The sequence below is a fragment of the Xanthomonas sp. SI genome (genome assembly GCF_014236855.1).
Taxonomy (GTDB): Bacteria; Pseudomonadota; Gammaproteobacteria; order Xanthomonadales; family Xanthomonadaceae; genus Xanthomonas_A.
In genome coordinates, this window is the sequence record NZ_CP051261.1 from 2109172 (window position 1) to 2135504 (window position 26333).

20 protein-coding genes are annotated in these 26333 nt (G+C 64.7%); 15 read left to right on the forward strand and 5 right to left on the reverse strand.

Annotation, left to right across the window (positions count from 1 at the left end; genetic code table 11):
• Positions 1-29: 29 nt before the first annotated feature.
• The 7 genes from HEP75_RS08710 (at position 30) to HEP75_RS08740 (ending at position 7994) form a co-directional block, all read left to right on the forward strand.
• Positions 30-431 (forward strand): TrbC/VirB2 family protein, encoded by a 402-nt coding sequence (locus tag HEP75_RS08710; protein ID WP_185816553.1) that lies wholly within the window; start codon positions 30-32, stop codon positions 429-431.
• Entirely contained in the window at positions 424-735 is a 312-nt protein-coding gene (locus HEP75_RS08715) for a VirB3 family type IV secretion system protein (RefSeq protein ID WP_185816046.1), read from the forward strand. Before HEP75_RS08710 ends, HEP75_RS08715 begins: the two co-directional genes overlap by 8 nt.
• A gap of 171 nt (positions 736-906) precedes the next feature.
• Positions 907-3375 (forward strand): VirB4 family type IV secretion/conjugal transfer ATPase, encoded by a 2469-nt coding sequence (locus HEP75_RS08720; RefSeq protein WP_185826156.1) that lies wholly within the window; start codon positions 907-909, stop codon positions 3373-3375.
• Between the two features lie 66 nt (positions 3376-3441).
• Positions 3442-4215 carry a hypothetical protein gene (locus HEP75_RS08725; RefSeq protein WP_185826157.1) on the forward strand — a complete coding sequence of 258 codons (774 nt, stop codon included), beginning with the start codon at positions 3442-3444 and terminating at the stop codon, positions 4213-4215.
• Positions 4216-4353: 138 nt separating this feature from the next.
• Complete coding sequence (locus HEP75_RS08730) at positions 4354-5493, forward strand: type IV secretion system protein (protein ID WP_185826541.1); 1140 nt, start codon at positions 4354-4356, stop codon at positions 5491-5493.
• 24 nt (positions 5494-5517) lie between these two features.
• Positions 5518-6027, forward strand: a complete 510-nt coding sequence (locus tag HEP75_RS08735) for a DUF4189 domain-containing protein (RefSeq protein ID WP_185826158.1) — start codon at positions 5518-5520, stop codon at positions 6025-6027.
• A 356-nt stretch (positions 6028-6383) separates the two neighbouring features.
• Complete coding sequence (locus tag HEP75_RS08740) at positions 6384-7994, forward strand: alpha-glucosidase (protein ID WP_185826159.1); 1611 nt, start codon at positions 6384-6386, stop codon at positions 7992-7994.
• A 575-nt stretch (positions 7995-8569) separates the two neighbouring features.
• On the opposite strand, the gene HEP75_RS08745 is transcribed toward HEP75_RS08740, so the two are convergent.
• A complete protein-coding gene (locus HEP75_RS08745) occupies positions 8570-11329 on the reverse strand; it encodes a TonB-dependent receptor (protein WP_185826160.1) in 2760 nt (919 codons plus the stop codon).
• A 954-nt stretch (positions 11330-12283) separates the two neighbouring features.
• On the opposite strand from HEP75_RS08745, the gene HEP75_RS08750 reads away from it, so the two are divergent.
• Genes HEP75_RS08750 through HEP75_RS08760 form a run of 3 tightly spaced genes read left to right on the forward strand, consistent with a single transcriptional unit; the run spans position 12284 to position 17651 of the window.
• Complete coding sequence (locus HEP75_RS08750) at positions 12284-14485, forward strand: Six-hairpin glycosidase-like protein (RefSeq protein ID WP_185826161.1); 2202 nt, start codon at positions 12284-12286, stop codon at positions 14483-14485.
• Complete coding sequence (locus tag HEP75_RS08755) at positions 14482-15975, forward strand: MFS transporter (protein ID WP_185826162.1); 1494 nt, start codon at positions 14482-14484, stop codon at positions 15973-15975. Before HEP75_RS08750 ends, HEP75_RS08755 begins: the two co-directional genes overlap by 4 nt.
• Positions 15972-17651 (forward strand): alpha-amylase family glycosyl hydrolase, encoded by a 1680-nt coding sequence (locus tag HEP75_RS08760; protein ID WP_185826163.1) that lies wholly within the window; start codon positions 15972-15974, stop codon positions 17649-17651. Before HEP75_RS08755 ends, HEP75_RS08760 begins: the two co-directional genes overlap by 4 nt.
• Before the next feature lie 78 nt (positions 17652-17729).
• Here the strand turns inward: HEP75_RS08760 and HEP75_RS08765 are convergent, their stop codons facing one another.
• From HEP75_RS08765 to HEP75_RS08780, 4 genes are all read right to left on the reverse strand, one after another.
• Positions 17730-19301 carry a PepSY-associated TM helix domain-containing protein gene (locus HEP75_RS08765; protein WP_185826164.1) on the reverse strand — a complete coding sequence of 524 codons (1572 nt, stop codon included), beginning with the start codon at positions 19299-19301 and terminating at the stop codon, positions 17730-17732.
• Positions 19302-19311: 10 nt separating this feature from the next.
• Positions 19312-19575: a hypothetical protein gene (locus tag HEP75_RS08770; RefSeq protein WP_185826542.1), complete on the reverse strand. Its 264-nt coding sequence runs from the start codon at positions 19573-19575 to the stop codon at positions 19312-19314.
• Positions 19575-19874, reverse strand: a complete 300-nt coding sequence (locus HEP75_RS08775; RefSeq protein ID WP_185826165.1) for a hypothetical protein — start codon at positions 19872-19874, stop codon at positions 19575-19577. Before HEP75_RS08775 ends, HEP75_RS08770 begins: the two co-directional genes overlap by 1 nt.
• Positions 19875-20133: 259 nt before the next feature.
• Complete coding sequence (locus tag HEP75_RS08780; protein WP_185826166.1) at positions 20134-21195, reverse strand: LacI family DNA-binding transcriptional regulator; 1062 nt, start codon at positions 21193-21195, stop codon at positions 20134-20136.
• Positions 21196-21530: 335 nt separating this feature from the next.
• On the opposite strand from HEP75_RS08780, the gene thrS reads away from it, so the two are divergent.
• The 5 genes from thrS to pheS all read left to right on the forward strand — a co-directional run bounded on the left by thrS (position 21531) and on the right by pheS (position 26300).
• Complete coding sequence (gene thrS, locus HEP75_RS08785; protein WP_185826167.1) at positions 21531-23435, forward strand: threonine--tRNA ligase; 1905 nt, start codon at positions 21531-21533, stop codon at positions 23433-23435.
• Positions 23436-23498: 63 nt separating this feature from the next.
• On the forward strand, positions 23499-24023 hold the full coding sequence (gene infC / locus HEP75_RS08790) for a translation initiation factor IF-3 (protein ID WP_074375534.1): 525 nt from the start codon (positions 23499-23501) through the stop codon (positions 24021-24023).
• A gap of 511 nt (positions 24024-24534) precedes the next feature.
• On the forward strand, positions 24535-24732 hold the full coding sequence (gene rpmI / locus HEP75_RS08795) for a 50S ribosomal protein L35 (RefSeq protein WP_002811096.1): 198 nt from the start codon (positions 24535-24537) through the stop codon (positions 24730-24732).
• A 10-nt stretch (positions 24733-24742) separates the two neighbouring features.
• Positions 24743-25102: a 50S ribosomal protein L20 gene (rplT, locus tag HEP75_RS08800; protein WP_003466653.1), complete on the forward strand. Its 360-nt coding sequence runs from the start codon at positions 24743-24745 to the stop codon at positions 25100-25102.
• A gap of 202 nt (positions 25103-25304) precedes the next feature.
• Positions 25305-26300 (forward strand): phenylalanine--tRNA ligase subunit alpha, encoded by a 996-nt coding sequence (gene pheS / locus HEP75_RS08805; protein WP_185816060.1) that lies wholly within the window; start codon positions 25305-25307, stop codon positions 26298-26300.
• The last annotated feature ends 33 nt before the right edge of the window (positions 26301-26333 follow it).

A 26333-nucleotide genomic window follows, 5' to 3' on the forward strand; every position in this document is an offset into this window, starting at 1 on the left:
CCTCTGTTCCAATCAGGAGATACACCATGATGTCTAAGAAGAGCGAAATGACCACGGGCGCCAAGATGGCCGGCATGGCCGCGCTGAAGGCCGCCATTTTCGTAGGTTCGTTGCTGGTCGCCGGTGCGGCGATGGCGACGGGCGCGACCGATTACGCCGGTACCGACGGCAAGGTCTGCGGCTTCCTCACCAAGACCAACAATCTGCTCAACATGGGCTCGATCGCGGTCGTGACCATCGCCGTCATCATCGCCGGCTACCAGATCGCGTTCGCGCACAAGCGCATTTCGGAGGTGGCGTCGATCCTGATCGGTGGCCTCATCATCGGAACCGCGGGACAACTGGCCAAAATGCTGATCGGCGATACCGGTTCCACCTGCTCGGCCACGACCATGAATCTCGTCCAGCAGGCGCTGCAGCACTATGCATAAAAACGTACTTTTCCGTGGCTGCACGCGCCCCGCCATGTTCATGGGGGTGCCCTACATCCCCTTTTTCATCGGCGCAGGTGGCGGCTTGCTGGCGGGAATGTACTTCGACCTTTGGTATCTGTTGTCGATCCCGGTGATTATCTTTGGGTTGCAGCAGATGACCAAGCGTGACGAGATGATATTCAGGATGCTTGGGCTGCGTTGGTTGTTCAGGATGCGTGTGCGCAACCTGCAGCGCTACTCCGGCGCCTGGGTGTTTTCTCCCAACGAATATCGGAGAAACGTGCCTGGCGCCAAGCGGTAAGTTCGGCATTGTGCCAGTGCCTGAACCCCATGCACGAACGAGTCGTTTCGTGCATGGGGTTGTTCGGTTTTACCGTGTTGCATAAATTTTTGTAGTAGGTACGCGTTTGACTACTCCCGGTTCGTCCGAATCGGGCCTCGGCAAGACGAAATGGATTCAGAGTAATTCCCTATGTTCATCCCAGACACTTCGATCAGCGAGTTCATTCCCGTCTCTACGCATGTAGCACCATCGGTGCTCAAGACGACGGGTGGGGACTACATGTTGACCTGGCATCTGGGCGGGCTGCCTTTCGTCGGCCGCGAAGAGTGGGAAATCGAGCACCGCCACAACACCTTCAACCGCATGCTTCAGACCTTGCGCGCTCCCGACTTCGCCAACGTGGCCTTCTGGGTGCACGACGTGCGGCGTCGCCGGCGCATCAAGTCCCGCGGCAAGTTTCAGCAGACGTTCAACCAAGAGTTGTCGGATCAGTACTACAGCGCGCTCTCGTCGCAGAAAATCATGCAGAACGAGCTGTATCTGACCATGCTGTATCGTCCGGTGGTCACCGGGAAGCGCTTGATGGAAAAGTCGGCCAACCTGGCGCAGCTGCAGTCCGAGCAGGATCAGTCCATTGCCAAGGTCGTGGAGCTGGCCGGCAACGTCGAGGCCGTGCTCAAGGACTACTCGCCCTACCGGCTGAGCATGTACGAGGCCAGCAACGGCGTCGTCTTTTCCGAAGCGCTGGAATTCTTCGGCTATCTGATCAACCGGATCGACGAGCCGGTGCCGGTCCTGCAGGCGCCGGTGCCTGCATACCTGCCGGTGAGCAAGCATATGTTCGCCAACAAGACCGGCGACTTCGTCATCAAGACACCCGAAGGCACCAATCATTTCGGTTCCATCCTGAATATCAAGGAATACACCGACGGTACCTATCCAGGCATCCTGAACGGACTGAAGTACCTCGATTTCGAATACGTGGTGACGCATTCCTTCAGCCCAATGGGGCGTCACGATGCGCTGAAGGTTCTGGATCGGACCAAGGGCATGATGATCTCGTCCGGCGACAAGGCGGTCAGTCAGATCCATGAGCTGGACCTGGCGATGGATCAGCTGTCGTCGGGCAATTTCGTGCTCGGCGAGTACCACTTCACCATTGCGGTCTACGCCGATACCCAGGAGAAGCTGTCGCAACAGATCGCGACTACGCGCGCCGAGCTGTCCAATGCCGGCTTCGTCTCTTCGAAGGAAGACCTGGCCATCGCCTCGTCGTTCTATTCGCAGCTTCCCGGCAACTGGCGCTATCGCACGCGTCTGGCGAACGTGAGTTCGTTGAACTTCCTGGGCCTGTCGCCGTTGCACAACTTCGCGCAGGGCAAGCGCGACAACAATCCGTGGGGCGAATGCGTCACCACGCTGCAGACCACCAACGGCCAGCCGTACTACTTCAATTTCCATGCGACGCACCCTGCGGAGAATTCGCTGGGCGAAAAGGCGATCGCCAATACGATGGTCATCGGCAAGTCCGGTACCGGCAAGACGGCATTGATCAACTTCCTGCTAAGCCAGGTGCAAAAGTTCGATCCGATCCCGACGATCTTCTTCTTCGACAAGGACCGTGGCGCCGAGATCTTCGTTCGCGCCTGTGGAGGTAATTATCTCGCCCTGGAGAATGGTCGCCCCACCGGCTTCAATCCGTTTCAGTGCGAGCGCAGCGAAGCCAACGTGCAGTTCCTGGCGGACCTGATCAAGGTGCTTGCCGGCAAGGCCGAGTACAGCTCACGCGACGACGAAGACATCTTCCGTGCCGTCGAGGGCATGCTGGATACGCCGATGCAGCTGCGCAGCATGACCAATTTCCGCAAGAGCCTGCCCAACATGGGCGACGACGGCCTCTATGCGCGCATGCGCAAATGGACCGCAGGCAACTCGTTGGGCTGGGTGTTCGACAATCCGGTCGACACCATCAACCTGGAAAAGGCCAGCATCATCGGCTTCGACTACACCGACGTCATCGACAACCCGGAAGTGCGCGTGCCGGTCATCAACTACCTGCTGCACCGGCTCGAGGCACTGATCGACGGGCGTCCCCTGATCTATGTGATGGACGAGTTCTGGAAGATCCTGGACGGCAAGGGCGGCCTCAAGGAATTCGCGAAGAACAAGCAGAAGACCATCCGTAAGCAGAACGGCCTGGGCATCTTCGCTACCCAGAGTCCGGAAGATGCGTTGGCCAGCGACATTTCCGCGGCGCTGGTCGAGCAGACCGCCACGATGATCCTGCTGCCCAACCCGAATGCGAGCAAGGAAGACTACATGGAGGGCCTCAAGCTGACCGAGGCCGAGTACCAGGTGGTCGTCAATCTGGACGAGCGCTCGCGTTGCTTCCTGGTCAAGCAAGGCCATGGCTCGTCGGTATGCCAGCTCAACCTGCGCGGCATGGACGACGCGCTGTCGGTCATTTCGGCATCCACCGACAACATCGAGATCATGCACCAGGTGCTCGAGCAGAAAGCGGCCGAGCACGGGGTGACGCAGGATGAGTTGCGGCCCGAGCAATGGCTCAGCGAGTTCTATGCTAAGCGCAAGGGATCCGGCAAGTCCGCGACCAGGCCTTCGGCATCGGACAGCAAGGGCACCGCGGCGCTCGCTTGATCATGCATTCCCTGAAAGATCGTTTCGTTCTACATGACTAGCTGTGAGGTCTATATGGACAAGAAAATGAAATCCTTCGCTCGATTCCGCCTGTTGGCGATCGCTTGCCTCGCGTGCGCTTTGGTGCCGTCGACTGCGTTCGCGCAGTGGTGGGTACAGGACGACAAGCAGATCGAGGAGAACAAGACCAACACGGATACGCTCGACAAGAAGCTCGACAAGATCCGCGAGGACAACCAGATCGGTGGCAAGGACTCCGGGGACAAGCCCAGCGGCGAGGAGGTCGAGGCGTTGAAGGACGGCGATACCAAGCCGAAGAAGGTCGCGGAAGACTACGGCACCGGCAACTGTGCAGGAACCCAGGGCACGCCAGTCTCAGACGAGCAAAAGACCAACTGCGAGCTCATGCAGAAGACCAGGAACGCTCAGTACAACTACATGGTTGCCATGTACGAGATCACCACCAAGCGCCTGGAGCGCCTGCGTGCGCTGGAGAAGGAGCGCGGCCAGATTGCGGAAAACCAGGTCGGCAAGTTGGAGGACAACACCAACAAGCTGATCGCGCTCAAGACGTTGATGGATATCGACCGTCAGCAGATGGAATCTGCGATGTTCGCGTACGAGATCCGGCTCAAGTATCTGCAGAAAGAGCAGGCCGACCAGACCGACGCCGCGATGAAGGGCAAGAAGAAGAACCCCAACGGTTGGTTCGATGACTTGCCTGGTCCGATCGCCGATCTGGCCAAGGCATCTGTGGCGGGCATGGTGATGAAGGGAGCGCTTGAGGGTGTCAAGAGCAGCAAGCCGTCCGGGATGCAAACGCTGAGCTTCGAAAAGTGAAGCGAAGCCGCTTGAGATATGTCGTTTGCTCATTGTGCATGGATGTGCCGCCCAAGCCCATCTCCGAATTGAACACAGGTTCGGGTGCTACCTCGCCCGCATGGAAGATCCAACATGTTTAACACGACCACCGGTTTTATGGATGCCGCACTTGGCGGGGCGCTCAGCTCCTTTCTTGGCAACATGGCCAACTATGCGTTCTTTTCGCTGATCAATGATTATTTGCGCGACGAGATCGACATCTTCCAGTGGGCGCTTCTGCAGCGCACAACGATGTGGATGGGTGCCATCGCGTTGACCGTGCTGACCTTGTGGATCCTGTTGCAGGGGTATCGCATTGCGACGGGCCAGGCGCGCGATTCGGCGATGGCGATGGTGGTGACGGCGCTGCGCGCCACGTTGATCATCGCCTTGGCAACAAGCATGGCGACTGGCTCCTCCAAACTGTACTGGACGCTGACCGACGGACTGAGCAAGGAGATCACCGAGGTGGTCACCGGTGATGACGCCAGTCCTTACGACAAGATCGACCAGAACCTTCTGCTCATGCAGACGGCATTGGCGAGTATCGATGCGTTGCAAGCGGCCGGCAACAAGGAGCAGGAGGACGACAAGACCCGCGCGCGCTGGTTCATGGGCCTGGGCATCGCCGGACCGGGCGTGGTCGCCGGTTCGATGCTGCTGCTGAACAAGATCGCGATGGCGCTGTTCATTGGTTTTGGGCCGCTGTTCATCATGTGTCTGCTATTCAATGCCACGAAACAGCTCTTCAGCAAATGGCTGTATTACGGAATCGGTACGGTTTTTTCATTGTCGGTATTGAGCGTGATGGTCGCGATCACCACCAAAGTGGTGGGGGCGGTGGCTTTGGCATTCGTTACCAAATGGGCTGCAAATGGTTGGAGTCTTTCCGGCGAGGGCATCAGCAGCATGTCGCTGCAGCAAGGAGGGTTGGGCTTGGTGATGACGACACTGGTTGTGACTGCGCCCCCGATGGCGGCTGCGTTCTTCCAAGGCGTGCTCGGCCAGTTCAGCCCGTACTCGGCGATGGGTGCTGGTGGTGGCGCGGTGCCAGCGGGGCCAGGGGGGGCTTATGTACCTCGCCAAACGCAAGGTGCCTCGGATCTTGGGCAGGCACAAGCTCAAAATAATGGCGTAGGTACTAATCCAGTTAATACTCATGGGAGCCGAGTTGCGGGCTCCGATGGTCCAGATCTTAATTATAATAATAGAAATATGGGGTTGGCTGGAAAGAAACCAGGTGGTGATGTTGGGTAATGGCTTTTTTCTGAGGTAATTTATATGAGAAAATTTATTGCGGTTTTTTTATTTGCCTTAGGTTATTTTGCTGGAGGTGCAGTAGCGCAAACTGCATGTCCGGTCGGCACGGCAGCAGGCAGTGCAACATGTGGGCCTTCAGTTAGCTATGTAGAACCTCCGCCCCCTCAGCCTGCTGGAGAATGGGACAGTAGATTCGGTGCTGTTGCCGCAGATATGTCTACTTCGGGAAATACAGGAGTGGCCGCCAACAAGACTTCGAAAGAAGACGCCATCAATGATGCCTTGGAAAAATGCCGGTCTTTGGGTAGCGCGAACTGCGGCATTGTGATGTCATATTCTAATCAGTGCGTCGCCATACTTGCGCCCTCGGTGAATGGGGTTGAGCGTGGTGGTTCTCCTGTGACTCGACCAGGAAAAAATGTAAAAGCCGCAACTGCAATAGCTGAAAAGGATTGCAAGAAAGCCAATAAATCTTCAGAATGTTCTGTGATTTATTCAGCTTGTAGTATGCCTGTATTTCGCCGCTATTAGACGAGCGTTGATGGTCAACGATTGGATGTCTTGAGTATTTCGAGTTTAGATCGTCTAGTGATTGTTGTATTCTGACTGATCCATACAATGCAGCCCTGCTCCAGGCTGTGCCTTTTCCCTTGCTTGCCTGGCATCGCTGCCTCGAGCAAATTGGTGTCCTGTTCCTGGCCATTCTTGTAAAACGTTTATATCGCTCTTCACTAACTTCAGCATCGACTCGTTAGATGTCTTCGCTGGCATGTCGATGCGCTGAATACGTATGCAAGCACCTCTGCGATTCGCACATCGACGTTACCCTAACGCAGCTTTCCGTGTGCCCACTGCACACGTGATCTCTGCCCGAAGGGGGGCGTTGCATGACTCAGGCTCCATGGTGGCGCGGTGCCGTCATCTATCAGATCTATCCGCGTAGCTTCCTCGATGCGAACGGCGATGGCATCGGCGATCTGCCCGGCATCGTGCAGAAGCTGGACTACATCGCATCGCTTGGCGTGGACGCGATCTGGATCTCGCCGTTCTTCAAGTCGCCGATGGCCGATTTCGGCTACGACATCGCCGACTATCGCGAGGTCGATCCGCTGTTCGGCACGATGGATGATTTCGATCGCTTGCTGGCCAAGGCGCATGCGCTGGGCTTGAAGGTGATGATCGATCAGGTGCTCAGCCACACGTCGGTGGAGCATGCGTGGTTCAAGGAAAGCCGCCAGAATCGCGACAATCCCAAGGCCGATTGGTATGTCTGGGCGGACGCGCGCGAGGATGGCACGCCGCCGAACAACTGGATGTCGATCTTCGGCGGCGTCGCCTGGCAGTGGGAGCCGCGTCGTGGCCAGTACTACCTGCACAACTTCCTGTCGTCGCAGCCGGACCTCAACTTCCACAATGCCGAGGTGCAGCAGGCCACGTTGGACAATGTCGAGTTCTGGCTCGCGCGCGGGGTGGATGGGTTCCGGCTGGATGCGATCAATTTCTGCTTCCACGATCCGTTGCTGCGGGACAATCCGCCAAAGCCTCTGGAGAAGCGGGTGGGGCGGGGCTTCAGTCCCGACAATCCGTATGCGTTCCAGTACCACTACTACAACAACACGCAGGCAGAGAATCTGCCGTTCCTGCAGAAGCTGCGCGGTCTGCTCGATCGCTATCCCGGAACGGTGAGCCTGGGCGAGATTTCGTCCGAGGATTCGCTCGCCACCACCGCCGAATACACGCGGGCCGGGCATCTGCACATGGGTTACAGCTTCGAGCTGTTGACCGACGATTTCAGGGCGCGCTACATCCGCGAGACGGTGTCGAGTCTCGAAGTGGCGATGACCGAAGGTTGGCCGTGCTGGGCGATTTCCAACCACGATGCGCAGCGTGCGGTGACGCGCTGGGGGCAGGGCGCGCAGACGCCCGCGTTCGCGCGGCTGCTGATCGCGTTGCTGTGCTCGTTGCGCGGTTCGGTCTGCATCTATCAGGGCGAGGAGTTGGGCCTGGGCGAGGCCGAGGTGCCGTTCGAGGCATTGCAGGATCCGTATGGCATCGCGTTCTGGCCGAGCTTCAAGGGCCGCGATGGGTGCCGTACGCCGATGCCGTGGGACAACAGCGCGCAAGCGGGGTTCAGCACCGGGAAGCCGTGGCTGCCGGTGGCGCCGGCGCATCGCGCGCAGTCGGTGGCGGCGCAGTTGGCCGATCCGCATTCGGTGTTGATCGCGTTCCAGCAGTTCCAGGCCTGGCGCAAGCAGCATGCGGCTTTGCGCGAAGGCGATATCGCGTTCGTCGAGACCGACGAGCCGGTGCTGATGTTCCAGCGCGGGCATGCGCAGCAGACGCTGCTGTTGGCGTTCAATCTGTCGGCGCAAGCCACCGAAGTGGCGCTGCCCGAGGGGCAATGGCGACAGCTGGCAGTACCTGGCATCGATCCAGGCAAGGTCGAGGGCGGCCTGCAGCTGCCCGGTTACGCGATGGTGTGCCTGGAAGGCATGTAACCTTCGCGGAATTCTCCAGTTCAGCTGCCTGCGTGACAGGCAGCGCAAGCGCCGTTCTTCTTCCGGACGGCTGACGCTGTTGGGCCTGGGAGTGGATTTCCTCCCTGGTGCAGGACGTTCGCCTGTCCCCTGAATGCTGCTGTGCTCGATCTGCGCACGCAGCCTGCTGCATATCCAAACCCGCATGGTGCCGTCATGGCAGCGCCCAGAGCGCGGGCAGGTTGCGAAGCATCGGCTTGTGCTGTCCTAAGGTGCACAAGCCGTTGCTCTGACTGAAATGGTGCTTGTCCATGATCTATGGGCGAAAGCGGCTCTTGCGATGTATGCGCCCGTTTTGTCGCGGACGATACCGACACTTGCATCGGCACGGCCGTGGCCGTTACGCGCGTGGCATGGGCAACGAACGTGCGGCACTCGCCCGCGTCATTCATTGTTCGCGCGCCGGCATCGCCGGTTTGCTCAAGCTGGACTGGCGGGCCGATGCGTTTCGCCGTGCGCCACAGCGCTGCGCATTGGACACAAAAAAGCCCGCCGGCATCGCGCCGGCGGGCTTGCTGCAGGCACGGAGGGTTGGCCTAGAACTTGTAGTTCACCCCGAGCACGTAGGTGCGGCCCCACTCGATGTATTCCAGCGGGCGATCCTTGGTCCCGGCATAGGTGCGGTACGGCGAGTTGCTCAGGTTGCTCGCCTGCAGCAGCAGGCTCAGGCCTTTCAGGCTGCTGAGGTCGCCGAAGGTGTAGCTGATCTGCGCGTCGGTGATGTTCTCGCCGACCACGTAGCGCAGGGTGCGGTTGCCATTGAAGTTGCCGATCTCGCCGATGAAGTCCGAGCGTCGGCGCTGGCTGACGCGCGCTTCGAAGCCGTTGCGCTCGTAGTAGGCGGTGAGGTTGTAGACGCGCTTGGACAGGCCCGGCAGGCTGATCTCGCCGTCGCCCACGCTGGATGCGCTTTCCGGGTCGCGGATCTTGACGTCGCTGTCGTTGAAGGTCGCGCTGGCCTGGATGCCGAAGCCTTCGAGCGGGGCGAACAGCATGTCCAGCGGCAGGGAGGCGGTCAGTTCCAGGCCGCGCAGGGTGCCGCCCTTGCCGTTGAACGGGGCGCTGTAGGTGCCGGTGGTCTGCACCGGCGCCGAGCCCGGCGGCGGCACGTAGCCGGCGACCAGGCCGGAGAAGTCGTAATCGTCGCGGGTCTGGGTGTAGATGTAGCTCTTCAGGTCCTTGTAGAAGAACGCGGCCGCGACATAGGCCTTGGCGCCGAAGTACTTCTCGTAGGAGATGTCCAGTGCATTGGCGCGCCACGGATCGAGGGTGGGGTTGCCGCCGCTGGCGCCGGGCTTGCCGGTGGCGTTGTCCACGCCGAATTCCAGCGAGGCGCGCAGCTGGTCCACGCGCGGACGCGCGACCTGCTTGGCCAGCGCGAAGCGCAGGGTCTGCTCGTGCGGGAACTGGAAGGCCAGATTCAAGCTCGGCAGCCAGTCGTTGTAGGTCTTGCCTTCGTCGATCGGCCGAACTTCGCTGCCGACCGGCTGCGAGGCATCCCAGTAGTTCGCCTGCGACGACTGGTCGGCGTGCTGCAGCTGCACGCCGATGTTGCCGCGCACGCCCACCGCGCCCCATTCGGTGTCGATGTTGGCGCGCATCCAGGCGGTGGTGATCTTCTCCTGCACGGTCCACGCTTTGGACACCAGGAACGAGGCGTCTTCGTTGGGATCGAACAGCATGTAGCGCGACACCGCCCCGGGCACGTTCCAGGCGGGGATGTAGCCGATGCCGGCGAAGCCCAGGTTCACCGGCGCGTACTGCAGGTCGGAGGCGATGGTGGTGTCGCCCTGCGCGCCCAGGGTGATGTTGCCTTCGGGCTGGTGCTTTTCCTTCTCGCGGTTGGCGTAGTTCACGCCCACGTCCAGATCGGAGAACCAGCGCAGCGCTTCGGGCATCGGGAAACTGGCCTGCAGGCGCGCGCCCTTCAGCACGTCCTCCACGCGCGGCGCCTTGCCGTAGCCGGAGCCGTAGATGGTGTTGGTGATGTACAGCGTATCGGGATTGGAATAGTCCAGCCCGGGCGACAGCTGCGAGAAGTCGTTGTTGCGGTAGGCCAGGCCGACCGTATCCAGCTGCGGCATCGGCGTCAGCTGCAGGTTGTTCTCGAGATTGAGTTCCTTGCGCGTGGCTTTGGAGTAGTTCACGTCGGTGATGATGCGCACGGCACCGGCATTGATCTCGTTGTTCCAGCCGAACGCGTCGATCTTGTCTTCGCGCTTGTTGTACATGCCGCGCACCAGCGGATAGACGCCGCTGGCGGTGCCGCCGGTGAAGGTGCCGTTGCCGTTGACCTGGGGGCCACTGATGGCCAGACCCGGGGTGTAGCCGCCATTGTAGTTGCTCAGGTTGAGCTCGAATTGGTTGGCGGTGTCGATCTGCTCGGCTTCGGTGTGGAAGGCATCGAGCGTACTGGTCCAGGCATTGGAAGGACGGTACTGCAGGGTCGCCATCAAGCCGTCGCGCTTGGAGTCGCCGGTGCGGCGCAGCGCCTTGATGCCGTCGGAGAAGTAGGTGCCGGCGGCCACGCCCGGGCGCGCGCCGCTGTCGGTGTTCTGGGTGGTCCACGGTTCGTACAGGCCGACCTGGTTCTCCTGGATCGGCGTGTCGGTATGCGCATAGCCGATCGCCAGGCCGATGGTGCGGTCGGCGAACTGGTCGATGTAGCTGGCGCTGAAGCGGTTGCCGTAAGGATCGGTATCTGCAGCCTTGCCCAGCGAATTGCGCTGGTAGCGTCCGCCGATCGCGATCACCCGCTCGCCGAAGCTGAGCGGGCGCGCGGTCTGCATGTCCACCGTGCCCGACAGGCCCTGGCCGACCAGGCCGGCATCGGGGGTCTTGTAGACGGTGACGCCGCTGACCAGTTCGGACGGGTACTGGTCGAACTCGACGCTGCGGTTGTCGCCGGTGCTGACCACTTCGCGGCCGTTCAACAGGGTGGTGGAGAAGTCGGGCGACAGGCCGCGCACGCTGATCACCTGGGCGCGGCCGGCCACGCGTTGCGCGGCCAGACCGGGCAGGCGCGCGAGCGATTCGGCGATGCTGACGTCGGGCAGCTTGCCGATATCCTCGGCCGAGATCGCCTCGACGATGGACGTGGAATCCTTCTTGATGGCGATCGCGTTCTCGATGCCGCGGCGGATGCCGGTTACCTGGACTTTGTCCAGTTCGGTGACCGGATTATCTGTAGCTGAAGTAGCGGTGCCGGACTGCGTCTCGGACTGTGCGGCGGCCAGCATCGGCGTCATGGCGATGGCCAACGCCAGCGTCAGCGCATTGCGCTTGTGGTTCAACATTTTCCCCTCCCAGGCAATGTTGTCGTGCAAATTTTCTGATCCGGAAGATCGGCCGGATGTAGGGATCGCGCCGCCCATTTTCGGTGACGCGACTGCAACGTATGGTAGACACGGCAATCCGCTGCGAACGCGGCCTGCATACGTATTCACTGGGTTTCATCGCATTGGAATCGATTCCACGGTAGCGATGTCGTGTGGTGGTAAAGCGCGTGCGTGTCGTGATCGTGAAGGTGGTGTGTGGGAATTTGCAGTGCATTGCGCTGCGAAGTGCTTGGAGGCGCGGCATAAAGGCGGTGGCGGCAGTCCGGCGCATGCGGATGGGAGCGTGGATGCCAGGGGGAAGATGCTGATACGAGGCGCGATGCGCTATATGGGCCAGGGTGGCAAGCGTTCGCGCGCAACATGCTCGGTAACGGGAAAGGCGGCGTTGCGCGGATGCGTCAGTCATCTGCGCGAGGCAGAGCTTTGCCCATCGCCTGAGCGATTGCGGGCTGTTGGGCGGCTTCGGTTGTGGCTGGCATTGTCTGTAAAGCCTGTCGCGGCTGAAGCAGCTCCTACAGGTAACGTCATCCGGCGACGCAGTCCGGAGCGGAATGCGCTAGTGGCGCGCGACCGGATCGCCGCAGCAGCGGTGCGATGCACAACAGCGCGGCTGGGAGCAGCATCCGCAGGGGCGACGATGGCCGCGCGCGTGGCAGGGCATGAAGCTGCGGCACGTCCCCTCCCAAGGCGGCCGTCGCAGGTGCGGCGACTATAGCGAGGCGCTGCGCGCCTGCTGCGGCCAAGGCGATGAATACGTATGCAGATGCGCGCGGTGCGCTGCGGCGCGTCTACCATGTCCGCAGCGCTTCTCGAAGAGGCCGCGAGCGCGGTGCCGGCATGCCGGTGCGGCGAACCCACAATGCAGGCAAAGAGGGAGGGAGGCCGACGGGCGCGAGCCGGTCCGCCGCTTCGATGCTGAAGATGATCTGCTTGGCCGCCACCTTGGGTGCCGCGGTGTCGGCGTCTGCGTGGCAGACGTCGTTGCAATGGCGCGGCCAGACCGCGCAGGCCGTGGCCACCGCCGACGGCGGCTTCGTGCTGAGCTCGGCGCAGGGCACGCGCACGCTGGCGGCGCAGCCGCTGCGCAGCGACACCACCAGCCCGCTGTTCGATGCGCTGTTCGCGCTGGCGCAGCAGGAGTTGCGCGACGACCAGGTCGACGCGATCCGCGATCCGGCCTTCGACCACGGCAAGCCGCTGCCTTGCGACTGCTACCAGACCGGCGAACGCTGGCCCTACGTGTGGACCCGCGACGTCAGCTATGCCGCCGATCTGGCGCTGGCGCGGCTGGATCCGCAGCGCACGCGGCGCTCGCTGCGCTTCAAGCTGTCGGCGATGCGCGGCACAGATGCGCTGCCTGGGCTGTTCGTGGCCCAGGACACCGGCTCCGGCGGCAGCTGGCCGGTGAGCAGCGACCGCGTGGTCTGGTTCCTGGCCGCGCGGCATCTGCTCGACGACGCGCAGTTCGCCGCCGACACCCGCGCCGCACTCGAGGCGACCCTGGCGCAGGACCGCGCATTCGCATTCGACCCGCGCATCGGCTTGTACCGCGGCGAAACCTCGTTCCTGGATTGGCGCGAGCAGACTTATCCGGCCTGGACCCGCAACGACGTGCGCTTCATCGCCGAGTCGTTCGCGCTGTCCACCAACGTGCTGCACTACCAGGCGCTGCGCCTGGGCGAGCGGCTGGCGCGCGGGCAGGGCGACAGCGCGGCGGCGGCGCGCTATGCCGGCTGGGCGGACGCGCTGAAGCAGGCGATCGCGCAGCGCTTCTGGCGCGAGGACCGCGGTACCTACGTCAGCTATCTCGGCAGCGCCGCGCATCCGGTCGCCTACGAGAGCTACGATCTGCTCGGCCTGTCGCTGGCGGTGCTGGCCGACGTGCTGCCGCGCGAACGCGCGCGCCAGGCGCTGGCGCGCTATCCGGCGGTCGAGGCCGGCAGTCCGGTGGTCTGGCCGCAGCAGCAGGACGTGCCGATCTACCACAACCGCGCGATCTGGCCGTTCGCCAGTGCCTACGCGCTGCGCGCGGCGCGGCACACCGACGACAGCGCGCGCATCGCCTTCGAAGTGCGCTCGCTGCTGCGCGGCGCCGCGCTGGCCGGCTCGAACATGGAGAACTACGAATTCCTGAGCCAGGCCGCGCATGTGGACGATGGCGCGCTCAGCGGGCCGGTGGTCAATTCGCCGCGGCAGCTGTGGTCGGTGGCCGGTTATCTGGCGATGGTGATCGAAGGCGTGTTCGGCGTCGAAGACGACGGTAGCGTGGCGCCGAAGCTGCCGGTGAGCCTGGTGCCGATGCTGTTCGGCGAGCGCGAGGAAATCGCGCTGCAGTTGCGCGAGCGGCGCATCGTGCTGCGGCGGCCTGCGCAATTGCATGGCGACCTGCTGGTGGCCGGCGACACGCGCACCCATGACGGCGTCACCACCGTGCAACTGGTCGCGCGCGACACCGCGAGCACGCCGGTGCCGCTGCTCGCGGCCGCCGATGCGTTCGCCCCGTTCGCGCCGCCAGCGCCGCGCGTCGAGCGCGATGCGCAGGGCTGGCGCGTCGCGGCGGCCGCCGACACGGTGCTGTACGTCGATGGACAGCACCGGCAAGGCGCTGCCGACGGCGCGCGCTTGCCGCTGCGCGAGCAGCTGCAATGCCTGAGCCTGACCCGGCGCGATGCGCACTGGGAATCGCTGCACAGCCCCAGCGTCTGCGTCGGCGACGTGGTCCGCCTGGCCGGTGGCGATGACTGGCGCTGGACCGCGCCGCGCGATGGCGAGTACCGGCTAAGCCTGCGCTACGTCAACGCGCATGGCCCGATCAACACAGGCGTCACCGCTGCGGTGAAACAGCTGCACCTGCAATGCGGCGATGCCGCGCCGCAGCGCATGCCGGTGGTGATGCCGCACAGCGTCGGCGAACAGGAGTCCACTGCGGCCGTGTTCGCACTCAAGGCCGGGCAGGCCTGCCGCATCCGCCTGGCGCCTGCGGCCAACATGAGCGCGTTGCAGCACTTCGCGCGCTATACCGGCGGCCAGGGCGGCGCCGATGGCGTGGTCAATGCGGCCGATATCGCCGCGCTGCTGATCGCGCCGGCCGGCGCCGTACAGGTGCGCCGATGAGCACGGCACCGCGCGCCAAGCCGGCGCTGTCGTTCTGGCAGATCTGGAACATGTGCTTCGGCTTCCTCGGCATCCAGTTCGGCTTCGCACTGCAGAACGCCAATGCCAGCCGCATCTTCCAGACCCTGGGCGCGGACATGGAGCAGGTGCCGGGATTGTGGATCGCCGCGCCGCTGACCGGGCTGATCGTGCAGCCGATCGTCGGCTATCTGTCCGACCGCACCTGGAACCGCTTCGGCCGGCGCCGTCCGTATTTCATGGTCGGCGCGCTGTTCACCACGCTGGCGCTGCTGGTGATGCCGAACTCGCCGGCGCTGTGGGTGGCGGCCGGCACGCTGTGGATACTGGACGCGTCGATCAACATCTCGATGGAGCCGTTTCGCGCCTTCGTCGGCGACCAGCTGTCGCAACGCCAGCGCGCCAGCGGCTATGCGATGCAGAGTTTCTTCATCGGCGTCGGCGCGGTGGTGGCGAGCATGCTGCCGTGGCTGTTGGCGCAATGGGGCGTTAGCAATACCGCCGCGCCCGGGTACGTGCCGGCGACGGTGCGCTACGCGTTCTACCTGGGCGGCGCGGTGTTGTTCCTGTCCATAGGCTGGACTGTGCTGCGCACACGCGAGTATCCGCCCGAAACGCTGCACGCGTTCGACGACGCGCCGCCGTCGCACGCCGCCGAACACGCGACTACCATGCCGCGTTCGGATGCCGCCGCGGCGCTCTGGCTGCTGCTGGGCCTTGCCGGCGCGGCGGCGATCTTCTGGAGCGGCGGCGACCGCATGCTGTACGTGCTGGCCGGTTTGTTCGCCGGCTACGGGCTGCTGCAATGGCTTGCCCCGCGACTGCGGCCGGAGCACATGCTGGCCGCGATCATGCGCGACGTGCAGGCGATGCCGCAGGCGATGCGGCGCCTGGCCTGGGTGCAGTTCTTCTCGTGGTTCGCGCTGTTCGCGATGTGGATCTACACCACCGCGGCGGTGACGCAGACGTATTACGGCGCCACCGACACCACCTCGGCGGCCTACAACGACGGCGCAAACTGGGTGGGCGTGCTGTTCGGCGCCTACAACGGCTTCGCCGCGCTGGCGGCGATCGCCATTCCGCTGCTGGTGCGCGCGGTCGGCCTGCGCCTCAGCCATCTGCTCAACCTGTGCCTGGGCGCGGCCGGCTTGCTGTCGTTCCTGTGGATCCGCGATCCGCAGTGGCTGCTGCTGTCGATGCTCGGCGTCGGCTTCGCCTGGGCCTCGATCCTGTCGCTGCCGTACGCCTTGCTGTCCGACAGCGTGCCGGCGGCGAAGATGGGCGTGTACATGGGCATCTTCAATTTCTTCATCGTGATCCCGCAGTTGGTCGCGGTCAGCGTGCTGGGCTTCGTGCTCACCCACTGGCTCGGCGGCCGGCCGCTGTACGCGCTGGGCATCGGCGGCATCAGCCTGCTGCTGGCGGCGCTGTGCGTGCTGCAGGTTCCCGCCGAACATGGGGCAAGGCAATGACGTATCGGATTTCGCTGCTGGCGCTGGCCTTGCTAGGCGCTGTCGCGCCACCGGCGCGTGCGCAGGCGGCGGCGGAGTACTACGGCACGCTGGAGCCGTTCGCCAGCGAGGCGGTGTATTTCGTGGTCACCGACCGCTTCGTCAACGGCGATCCCGGCAACGATCACCGCGACCAGGGCGGCGCGCACCGTACCTTCGACATCCCGCTGCCGGCGCCGCCGGGCGAGAGCGACAACATCGGCTACCTGGGCGGCGACTTCAAGGGCGTGGTCGACAATGCCGGCTATCTCCGCGGCCTGGGCTTCGGCGCGGTGTGGATCACCCCGATCGTCGACAACCCCGACGAAGCGTTCACCGGCGGCAAGCCGATCAGCTGGGGCAGCAACCTGAGCGATCGCGGCAAGACCGGTTACCACGGCTACTGGGGCGTCAATTTCTACAAGCTGGACGAACACCTGCCCAGCCCGGGCCTGGATTTCGCCGGCTTCACCCAGGCGATGCATGCGCAGCGGCTGAAGGTGGTGCTGGACATCGTCGGCAACCATGGCTCGCCGGCGTACACGATGCCCAAGCGGCAGCCGATGTTCGGCCAGGTGTTCGATCGCGACGGCAAGCGCGTCGCCGACCACCAGAACCTGCCGCCGGCCAGGCTGGATCCGGCGCACAACCCGCTGCATGCGTTCTACAACACCGGCGGCGGCCTGGCCGAGCTGTCGGATTTCAACGAGCGCAATCCGGCGGTGATGGAGTATTTGGTCGGCGCCTATTCGCAATGGCTGGGGCAGGGCGCCGATGCCTTCCGCATCGACACCATCGGCTGGATGCCGGACAGCTTCTGGCATGAGTTCGTGCGCCGCCTCCGCGCGCAGCGGCCGGGCATGTTCATGTTCGGCGAGGCCTTCGACTACGACGCGCGCAAGATCGCCGGGCACACCTGGGCGCGCAACGCCGGGGTCAGCGTGCTGGATTTTCCGTTGAAGCAGGCGCTGTCCACGGTGTTCGGGCATGCGCGCGGCGGCTTCGAGCAGTTGCAGGCGCCGCTGTACCTGGAGCGCGGCCCGTACGCGAACCCGTACGAGCTGATGACCTTCTACGACAACCACGACATGGCGCGGCTCGACGCCAGCGATGCCGGCTTCATCGATGCGCACAACTGGCTGTTCACCGCGCGCGGCATCCCGGTGCTCTATTACGGCTCGGAAACCGGCTTCATGCGCGGCCGTGCCGAGCATGCCGGTAACCGCAACTATTTCGGCCAGGAGCGGGTGGATGCGGCGCCGCAGAGTCCGATCTTCGCGCCGTTGCAGCGCATCGCGCTGCTGCGGCAACGCACGCCGGCGCTGCAGCGCGGGCTGCAGCTCAACCTGCGCCTGTCCGGCGACGAGGCGGTGTTCTATCGGGTGTTCCAGCATGCGGGCAGCACTCAGACCGCGCTGGTACTGCTGAACAAGAGCGACGCGCCGAAGACGCTGGAAGTGCGGCGTTACCTGCAGCCGGGTACCTGGCGCGACGGCTTCGACGGCAGTGCGGTCGAGGTCGCGGACGGTTTGCGCGCCGAGGTGCCGGCGCACGGCGTGCGCGTGTTCCTGTCCGAGGCGCCGATCGTTCGCTCGGATCTGCGCGCGCGGCTGGATTGGCTGATGGCGGCGAAGGACGGCGTGGAGCCGCCACTGTAGGAGCGGCTTCAGCCGCGACCGCGCATTACCGATCGCATCCGGTCGCGGCTGAAGCCGCTCCTACAAAAAAATGGGCGGTTACGCTGCCGCCGGCTGCGGTTCGGCCCACACGCTGTTCGGTTCGCCATGCCTGGCGCGGCGCGCGGTCGCGCGTGCCAGCGCAGCAAAGCCCACCGCCATCGCCACGGCCATGCCGTCGACCCAGAACAACGGCCATTGCCCGGCGGCGGCGCTGGTCCACATCCACCAGCCGCTGGCCAGGCCGTGCGCCAGCGGGATCGCCGCGGTCACCGCGGCCGCGGTCCACAACAGTTCGCGCGCGGCCTGCGCCGGCGCGCGCAGCGCCGCCCACAGCGCGCACAGCGCCCAGCTGCCGAAGCAGGTCCAGCGCATGCCGGCATCCACCGCGTCAGGCGCAACGCGTTCCAGCACCTGCACTGCCACGAACGCCGCCGAGATCGCCACGCACAGGCCGATGCACACGCCGACCGTGGCCCGCGCCATGTTGATCTGCGCGCGGCCCTGCTGCGCCTGGCGGCGCTTGCGCCGCGACTCGATCCACAGCAGGTTGCCCGAATAGAACAGGAACGCGCCGCCGATGCCGAGCAGGAAGTACAGCCATGGCACCAGCGCATTGCCGTATTCGCCGAAATGCAGTGCGTAGGCCGAGGTCAGCGTGGCGTGGTTGGCGTCGCGGCGGCCGGGCAGCTGAGTGGCGATCACCTTGCCGCTGGCCGCGTCCAGCGCCACCGTTCCGGTCGGCCCCAGCGTGCCGGGCGACTCGCCGCTGATTTCCACCGTGGCGTTGCGGTCGCCGGCGTGCTGCAGCTTCATGTACACCGGCTCGAAATCATGCAGCCCTTGCCGCCGCGCCTCGGCCACGGCGCGCGCGCTCCAGTCGGCCAGCGTGCCCACCGGCGCAGGCGTGCCGCTGGCGCTGCGCACCGGCGCGGTGTCCATCGCCACCGGTACCGCGTCCTGCACCTTGCCGTCGAAGACCAGCGGATTCAGCGCCGCCATCAGCACCAGCGACAGGCACAGCACCGCGCCGGTCACCGCGAACATCAGGTGCAGCGGCAGGCTCAGCACCCCGACCACGTTGTGCGCATCCAGCCAGAACTGCTTGAGATTGCGGCCCGGGCGCAGCGCGAACAGGTCCTTGAGCAGCTTCGGCAGATGGATGATCACCCCGGACACGATCGCCACCGCGTACAGCAGGCTGACGATGCCCATCAGATAGACGCCGGCCACCGGCAGGCCCAGCGTGTAGTGCAGTTCGTTGACCAGGGTGGCCAGGCCCGCCTGCGGCAGTTCCGGCCCGCCCTCCAGGTCGTCGAGCGTGGCCATCTGCCACACGCCCTCGGCATCGGGCCAGTAGATCAGCGCCTTGGGAAATTCGCCGCTGGGGAACAGCATGCCGAGCATCGGCTTGGCTTGCGGATGCCGCGCCAGGGTCGCGTCGAGCAGGCGCTGCGCATCGTCCACGGTCTGCACCGGCACCACCTGCTGCGATTGCCAGCGTGGCAGGTCGTGGTGGAACACGGTGATCGCGCCGGCATAGAAGGCGACGAACAAGGCGAAGCCGGCGATCAGGCCCATCCAGGTATGCAGCGCGGTGAAGGTGCGCAGGGTGGTGGCGTGCAGTTTCATGCGTATTTCCTCATTGCGCCCAGGCCAGGGCCTTCAGCGCCCACAGCAGGGCGAAGCCGGCCAGCGCCAGCGCGCTCAGCCAGCTCCAGGCGCGGCGCCCGCTGGCGAAGCAATAGGCGCCGATCGCCACGCCCACCCACAGCGGCACGAACGCGATCAGCGCCGGGACCAGCGCCTGCTGCCACGGTCCCGGCGGCAGCCAGCAGACCAGGCCGGTCAGCGCGGTAGCCAGGAAGAAGCCGGGAATCAGCGCGGCCAGGCCGCGGCTCCACATCATCGCGGCCGGCTCCGCACGCCGTGGCCAGGATCGCCGCGCAGCGCACCGACGGTCGGTACCAGCATCAGCGCCAGCATCCAACTGGCCAGCATCGCGCACAGCCCGGCGCCGACGCCCAATTGCGCGATCCATGCAGCCAACGAGGCGCCGGCCAGTGCCAGGCCCAGCCAGTTGCCGAACCGGCGCAGGCGCCGCAGCGGTGCCAGGCGGCAGTTCGGCGAGCCGGCGTACAACGCCAGCGCGGACAGCGCCGCGCATACGGCGGCCACCGCGATCACGGCAATGGCCGCGCTCATCGGGCGTCGATCCACGCGGCCGATCGCGCCTGCCTGCGCTTTGCGGCGGCTGCGGGCGGTACGGCGGAGGGCGGATGGGAAGCGGGGCGGGCAGGGGGCATCGGCATTCCAGGCGGCGGCGTGAAGCCGCGGCAATCCGCGGCGCTCTCGCGGATGATAATCATTCTGCTTTCGTAAGGAAAACGCAGCCGGCGCGCTTGGGCCTGGCGGCCCGGCGCGAAATGGAGCTCTGCGGCCGCGTCCGCGGGCCGGTAGGGGATCAGCTGCGCAGCGAGGAGCCGCGCAGCGCCAGCGTCACCGGCAGGGTGCGGCTGGCGACCGGCTGCCCGGCGATCTGCGCCAGCAGGGTCTCCACCAGCACCGCGCCGGCCAGCTTGGTGTCCTGCTGCACGGTCGACAGCGCCGGCGCCACGCAGGCGGCGATCGGGATGTCGTCGAAGCCGGCCAGGGCCACGTCCTCGGGCACGTGCAGGCCGTGTTCGCGCAATGCCTTCAGCGCGCCGATCGCGATCAGGTCGCTGGCGGCGAACACCGCGTCGAAGCGTTCGCCGCCGCGCAGCAGCGCCAGTGCCGCCTCGTAGCCGGATTGCTCGGTGGTGATCGCATCCAGTTGCAGGCCGGGAACGATGTCCGACCCGGCCGTGCGCAGCGCCTGGGCATGGCCGCGGTAGCGCTCGAGGAACTCGGGGTAGTGGTTGGAGGCGTCGCCGAGGAAGGCGATGCGCCGGCAGCCCTGTTGCAGCAGGTGCGCGGTGATGTCGTGGCCGCCCTGGAAGTTGTCGCTGCCGATCGACACCCCCGGCTGCCCGGGCAGCACCGCGCCCCAGCGCACGAAGTGGGTGCCCTGATCGACCAGGTGCTGCAGCCGCTGCTGCGCCTGCAGATAGTCGCCATAGCCGAGCAGGATCAGGCCATCGGCCTTCTGGCTGTCGCCGTAATCGGCGCGCCAGTTGTCCGACAGCTGCTGGAACGACACCAGCAGGTCGTAGCCGTGGCGCGCGCAGGCGCGGGTGATCGAGCCCAGCATCGAGTGGAAGAACGGGTTGATCAGTGAATCGTCGGTGGTCGGGTCTTCGAAGAACAGCAGTGCCAGGGTGCCGGCATTGCGCAGGCGCAGGCTGGAGGCGTGCTTGTCGACCTTGTAGTTCAGCTCGTTGGCGATCGCCAGGATCTTGCGCCGGGTCTGCTCGTTGACCGCCGGACTGCCGCGCAGTGCGCGCGAGACGGTGGGCTGCGATACGCCGGCCAGGTAGGCGATATCGAGCGATGTGGCCTTGCCTTTGATGACGGCGCTCGCAGTGCAGGAAACAGCCCGAAGCATGCCATGGCGTACGGGAGAGCACTTGCTGCGGCGCAGCGTAGGCTGGGGATTCGGGATTCGCGGCGGCGACGGTGTGCCGACGGCGCGAATTCATAACTCCGCCAAATGGGTTACCATTTGCTGATTCTTAAATGCGGAACTACGGGTGGCCCGCGGCAACGCCGGCCGAGCGTGCGACATGAGCACTACCATCGCCCCAGCATGAACCCCCGTCCAAGGCTGTCCGAGCAGGCGCCCTTGTGGCGCCTTCTTTGTATCCCGCGCCTTGCGCCGCCGGCTTCCGGCGCGCTGCGGGAAACGCCCCACCCGCATCGCTTTCCTTCTTACTGACTCCCATGATCACGATCACGCTCCCCGACGGCAGCCGCCGCGAATTCGAACACCCCGTCAGTCCCATGGACGTGGCCCAGTCCATCGGCCCGGGCCTGGCCAAGGCGACCATCGCCGGCCAGGTCGACGGCCGCCTGGTCGACGCCTGCGACCTCATCGAGCACGACGCCAGCCTGCGCCTCATCACCGCCAAGGATGCCGAGGGCGTGGAGATCATCCGCCACTCCTGCGCGCACCTGGTCGGGCATGCGGTCAAGCAGCTGTATCCCGAGGTCAAGATGGTGATCGGCCCGGTCATCGCCGAGGGCTTCTACTACGACATCTACAGCGAGCGCCCGTTCACCCCCGAGGACATGGCGGCGATCGAAAAGCGCATGCAGGAGCTGATCGCGCAGGACTACGACGTGGTCAAGAAGGTCACCCCGCGCGCCGAGGTGATCGAGCTGTTCCGCCAGCGCGGCGAGGACTACAAGCTGCGCCTGATCGAGGACATGGCCGACGACGTCATCGCGATGGGCCTGTACTACCACCAGGAATACGTGGACATGTGCCGCGGCCCGCACGTGCCCAACACGCGCTTCCTCAAGGCGTTCAAGCTGACCCGCATCTCCGGCGCCTACTGGCGCGGCGATGCCAAGAACGAGCAGCTGCAGCGCATCTACGGCACCGCCTGGGCCGACAAGAAGCAGCTGGACGCCTACATCCTGCGCATGGAGGAAGCGGACAAGCGCGACCATCGCAAGATCGGCAAGCAGCAGGGCCTGTTCCATCTGCAGGAAGAGGGTCCGGGCCTGGTGTTCTGGCATCCGAAGGGCTGGTCGATCTGGCAGGTGGTCGAGCAGTACATGCGCAAGGTGTACCGCGCCAGCGGCTACGGCGAGGTGCGCTGCCCGCAGATCCTGGACGTGTCGCTGTGGCAGAAATCCGGCCACTGGGACAACTACCAGGACAACATGTTCTTCACCGAGTCGGAGAAGCGCACCTACGCGGTCAAGCCGATGAACTGCCCGGGCCACGTGCAGGTGTTCAACCAGGGCCTGCACAGCTACCGCGACCTGCCGATCCGCTACGGCGAGTTCGGCGCCTGCCACCGCAACGAGCCGTCCGGCGCGCTGCACGGCATCCTGCGCGTGCGCGGTTTCACCCAGGACGACGGCCACATCTTCTGCACCGAGCAGCAGATCGAGGCCGAGGTCACCGCGTTCCACCAGCAGGCGCTGAAGGTGTACGCCGACTTCGGTTTCGACGACATCCAGATCAAGATCGCGCTGCGTCCGGAAAAACGCCTGGGCGACGACGCGACCTGGGACAAGGCCGAGGCCGCGCTGCGCGCCGCGCTCGGTGCCTGCGGCGTGGAATGGCAGGAGCTGCCGGGCGAGGGCGCGTTCTACGGCCCGAAGATCGAGTACCACCTGAAGGACGCGATCGGCCGCACCTGGCAGCTGGGCACGATGCAGGTCGACTTCATGATGCCCGGCCGCCTCGGCGCCGAGTACGTGGACGAGAACAGCCAAAAGCAGCACCCGGTCATGCTGCACCGGGCCATCGTCGGCTCGATGGAGCGGTTCATCGGGATCCTGATCGAACACCATGCCGGCGCGTTCCCGGCTTGGCTGTCGCCGGTGCAGGCAATGGTGATGAACATCACCGATGCCCAGGCCGACTATGTAGACAGTGTGCGGAAACTCCTTGCAAATCAAGGCTTCCGCATCGAGGCCGATTTGCGGAACGAAAAAATCGGCTATAAGATTCGCGAACACACGCTGCAGCGGGTGCCGTACCTGTTGGTGGCGGGCGACCGCGAGAAGGAAAACGGCGCCATTGCAGTGCGCACGCGATCGGGGGAGGATCTGGGAACCATGTCGGTTGCCGCCTTCGCCGAACGGCTGATCGCCGAGCAACTGGCGTAAGACAACCCCGATGCGGGCGGAGCCTCCGCCCGCGTCGGTCCGATTCCCCTGGGAGATTGCAACATCAGTACCCCTGACAACAAACAGAACCGTAAGAACCAAGAGATCCGTGTCCCGCGCGTTCGCGTGATCGGCAAGGACGGCGAGATGGTCGGCGTGCTGACCCGCGACGAAGCGCTGGCGCTGGCCGAAGAGGATGGGCTCGACCTGGTCGAGATCCAGCCGCAGGCCGATCCGCCCGTCTGCAAGATCATGGACTTCGGCAAGTTCAAGTTCGAGCAGCAGAAGAAGGCGAACGAAGCCAAGAAGAAGACCAAGCAGGTCGAGATCAAGGAAATCAAGTTCCGTCCGGTCACGGACGAGGGCGATTACCAGATCAAGCTGCGCAACATGCGTCGCTTCCTCGAGGAGGGCGACAAGGTCAAGGTCAACATCCGTTTCCGTGGCCGCGAGATGAGCCACCAGGAACTCGGGCGCGAAATGGCGTCGCGGATCGAGGCCGACCTCGGCGAAGACATCGTCATCGAATCGCGTCCGCGCCTGGAAGGCCGGCAGATGGTGATGATGATCGCGCCGAAGAAGCGCTGACCGCAGCAGCTTGAGGATCGCGCCCCGCCCATGTGCGGGAGCGCGGCCGCTGCCGGGCGCCTGCTGGCGCCCTTGCGTTTTCCGATCGTCGCTTCCCGCCGCCGCCTGGTGGTGGAGGCGCGTGGCTGCCCGCTGTTCGGGGGTGACAGCCCGCTTCGCCTATCCGCTGTCGCACGCAGGGAGGGGCCGGTATCCGTTCGAGGCAGCGCACTACGAGCGCTTCCCTGTCGGATGGTTCGCACGCACCCGCGATGCCGCAGCCTTTTCGATTCCCGATTCCCGATTCCCGATTCCCGGCGCTACGCGCCCGGATCGAAATACATGATTTGCAAGGCATTCCAAGCCCTGGCATAATGCGCGGCCCAGTACATCGGGTTTGCCGTCAACGCGGCAATAGGACCCGCCCTGATTCTTTGAGGATCAAGGGCTTACAAGCCGGTACGGGCACGGACGGAAAGCGTGGCGCAGCCACCGCCCTGACCAGTGACAAAACACCATCAAGGACATTGCAATGCCCAAGATCAAGACCAACCGGGCGGCGGCCAAGCGTTTCCGCAAGACCGCCTCCGGCAAGTACAAGTGCGGCCACGCCAACCGTAGCCATATCCTCACCAAGAAAGCGACCAAGCGGAAGCGCAACCTGCGGCAGACGAACCATGTTCGTGCCGAGGACGCTGGCCGTCTTGACCGTATGCTGCCTTACCTCTGAGGACTGAACCATGGCTCGAGTAAAACGTGGCGTCCAGGCACGCCGTCGTCACAAGAAAGTTCTGAACCTGGCCAAGGGCTACTACAACGCCCGTCGCAAGGTCTTCCGCGTCGCCAAGCAGGCGGTGATCAAGGCGCAGCAGTACGCCTACATCGGCCGCAAGCAGAAGAAGCGCGTGTTCCGTTCGCTGTGGATCACCCGCATCAATGCGGCGGCCCGCATCAATGGCCTGAGCTACAGCCGTTTCATGAACGGCCTGCTCAAGGCTGGCATCACCCTGGATCGCAAGGTGCTGGCGGACATCGCTGTGCACGACGCGCAGGGCTTTGCCGCCTTGGCTGAGAAGGCAAAGGGCGCGCTGGCGGCATAAGTGCGAGCCCCTCGCAGGAGCCCGCACATCCATGTGCGGGTTTCCAACGAGGAGCCATCGCCAACATGCAGGGGAAGGGCGCGAGTCCTTCCCCTTTTTGCGTTTTGTGCATCCCGATTGCGGGATCGATCCTGTCGCGGGGGTGTCTCCCCGAGCGCAGGATCCGGGTCGGGTTGGTCGGCTGAAGTGAGGCGCGAGTGCAATGAGTGAGATCGAATCCCTGAGCGGACAGGCGCTGGCGGACATCGCCGCGGCGCACAGTCCCGAAGCGCTGGAGCAGCTGCGCGTCGCGCTGCTGGGCAAGAGCGGTAGCATCACCGCGCAGCTGAAGCAGCTTGGCGCGTTGCCGCCGGAGCAGCGCAAGCTGGCCGGCGAGGCGATCAACCAGGCGCGCGACGCGGTCTCCGCGGCGCTGGCCGAACGCCGTGCGTTGCTGGAAGGCGCGGCGCTGGACGCGCGCCTGGCCGCCGAGCGCATCGACGTGACCCTGCCGGGCCGGCGCGGCGAGCGCGGCGGATTGCATCCGGTCACGCGCACGCTGGAGCGCATCACCGAGATCTTCGCGCGGCTGGGCTACGAACTGTCCGATGGTCCGGAGATCGAGGACGACTGGCACAACTTCGAAGCGCTGAACTTTCCGCCGCACCATCCGGCGCGGGCGATGCACGACACCTTCTACTTCGGCGACGGGCGCCTGCTGCGCACCCATACCTCCGGCGTGCAGGTGCGCTACATGGGCGAGCATGCGCCGCCGCTGCGCATGATCGCCGCCGGCAAGGTCTACCGCAGCGACAGCGACCAGACCCACTCGCCAATGTTCCACCAGGTCGAAGGCCTGCTGGTCGACGAGCATTCCACTTTCGCCGACCTCAAGGGCACCTTGTCCGAGTTCGTGCGCGCGTTCTTCGAGCGCGACTTCGAGATGCGCTTCCGCCCCAGCTATTTCCCGTTCGTCGAACCCGGCGCGGAAGTGGACATTGCCTGGCAGCAGCCCGATGGCAGCACCCGCTGGCTGGAAGTGCTCGGCTGCGGCATGGTCCATCCGAACGTGCTGCGCAGCGTCGGCATCGATCCGGAGCGCTACACCGGCTTCGCCTTCGGCATGGGCGTGGAGCGCTTCGCGATGCTGCGCTACGGCGTCAACGACCTGCGCGCGTTCTTCGAGAACGATGTGCGGTTCCTCAGGCAGTTCGCCTGAGGGCCGGGATTGGGGATTCGGGATTTGGGATTC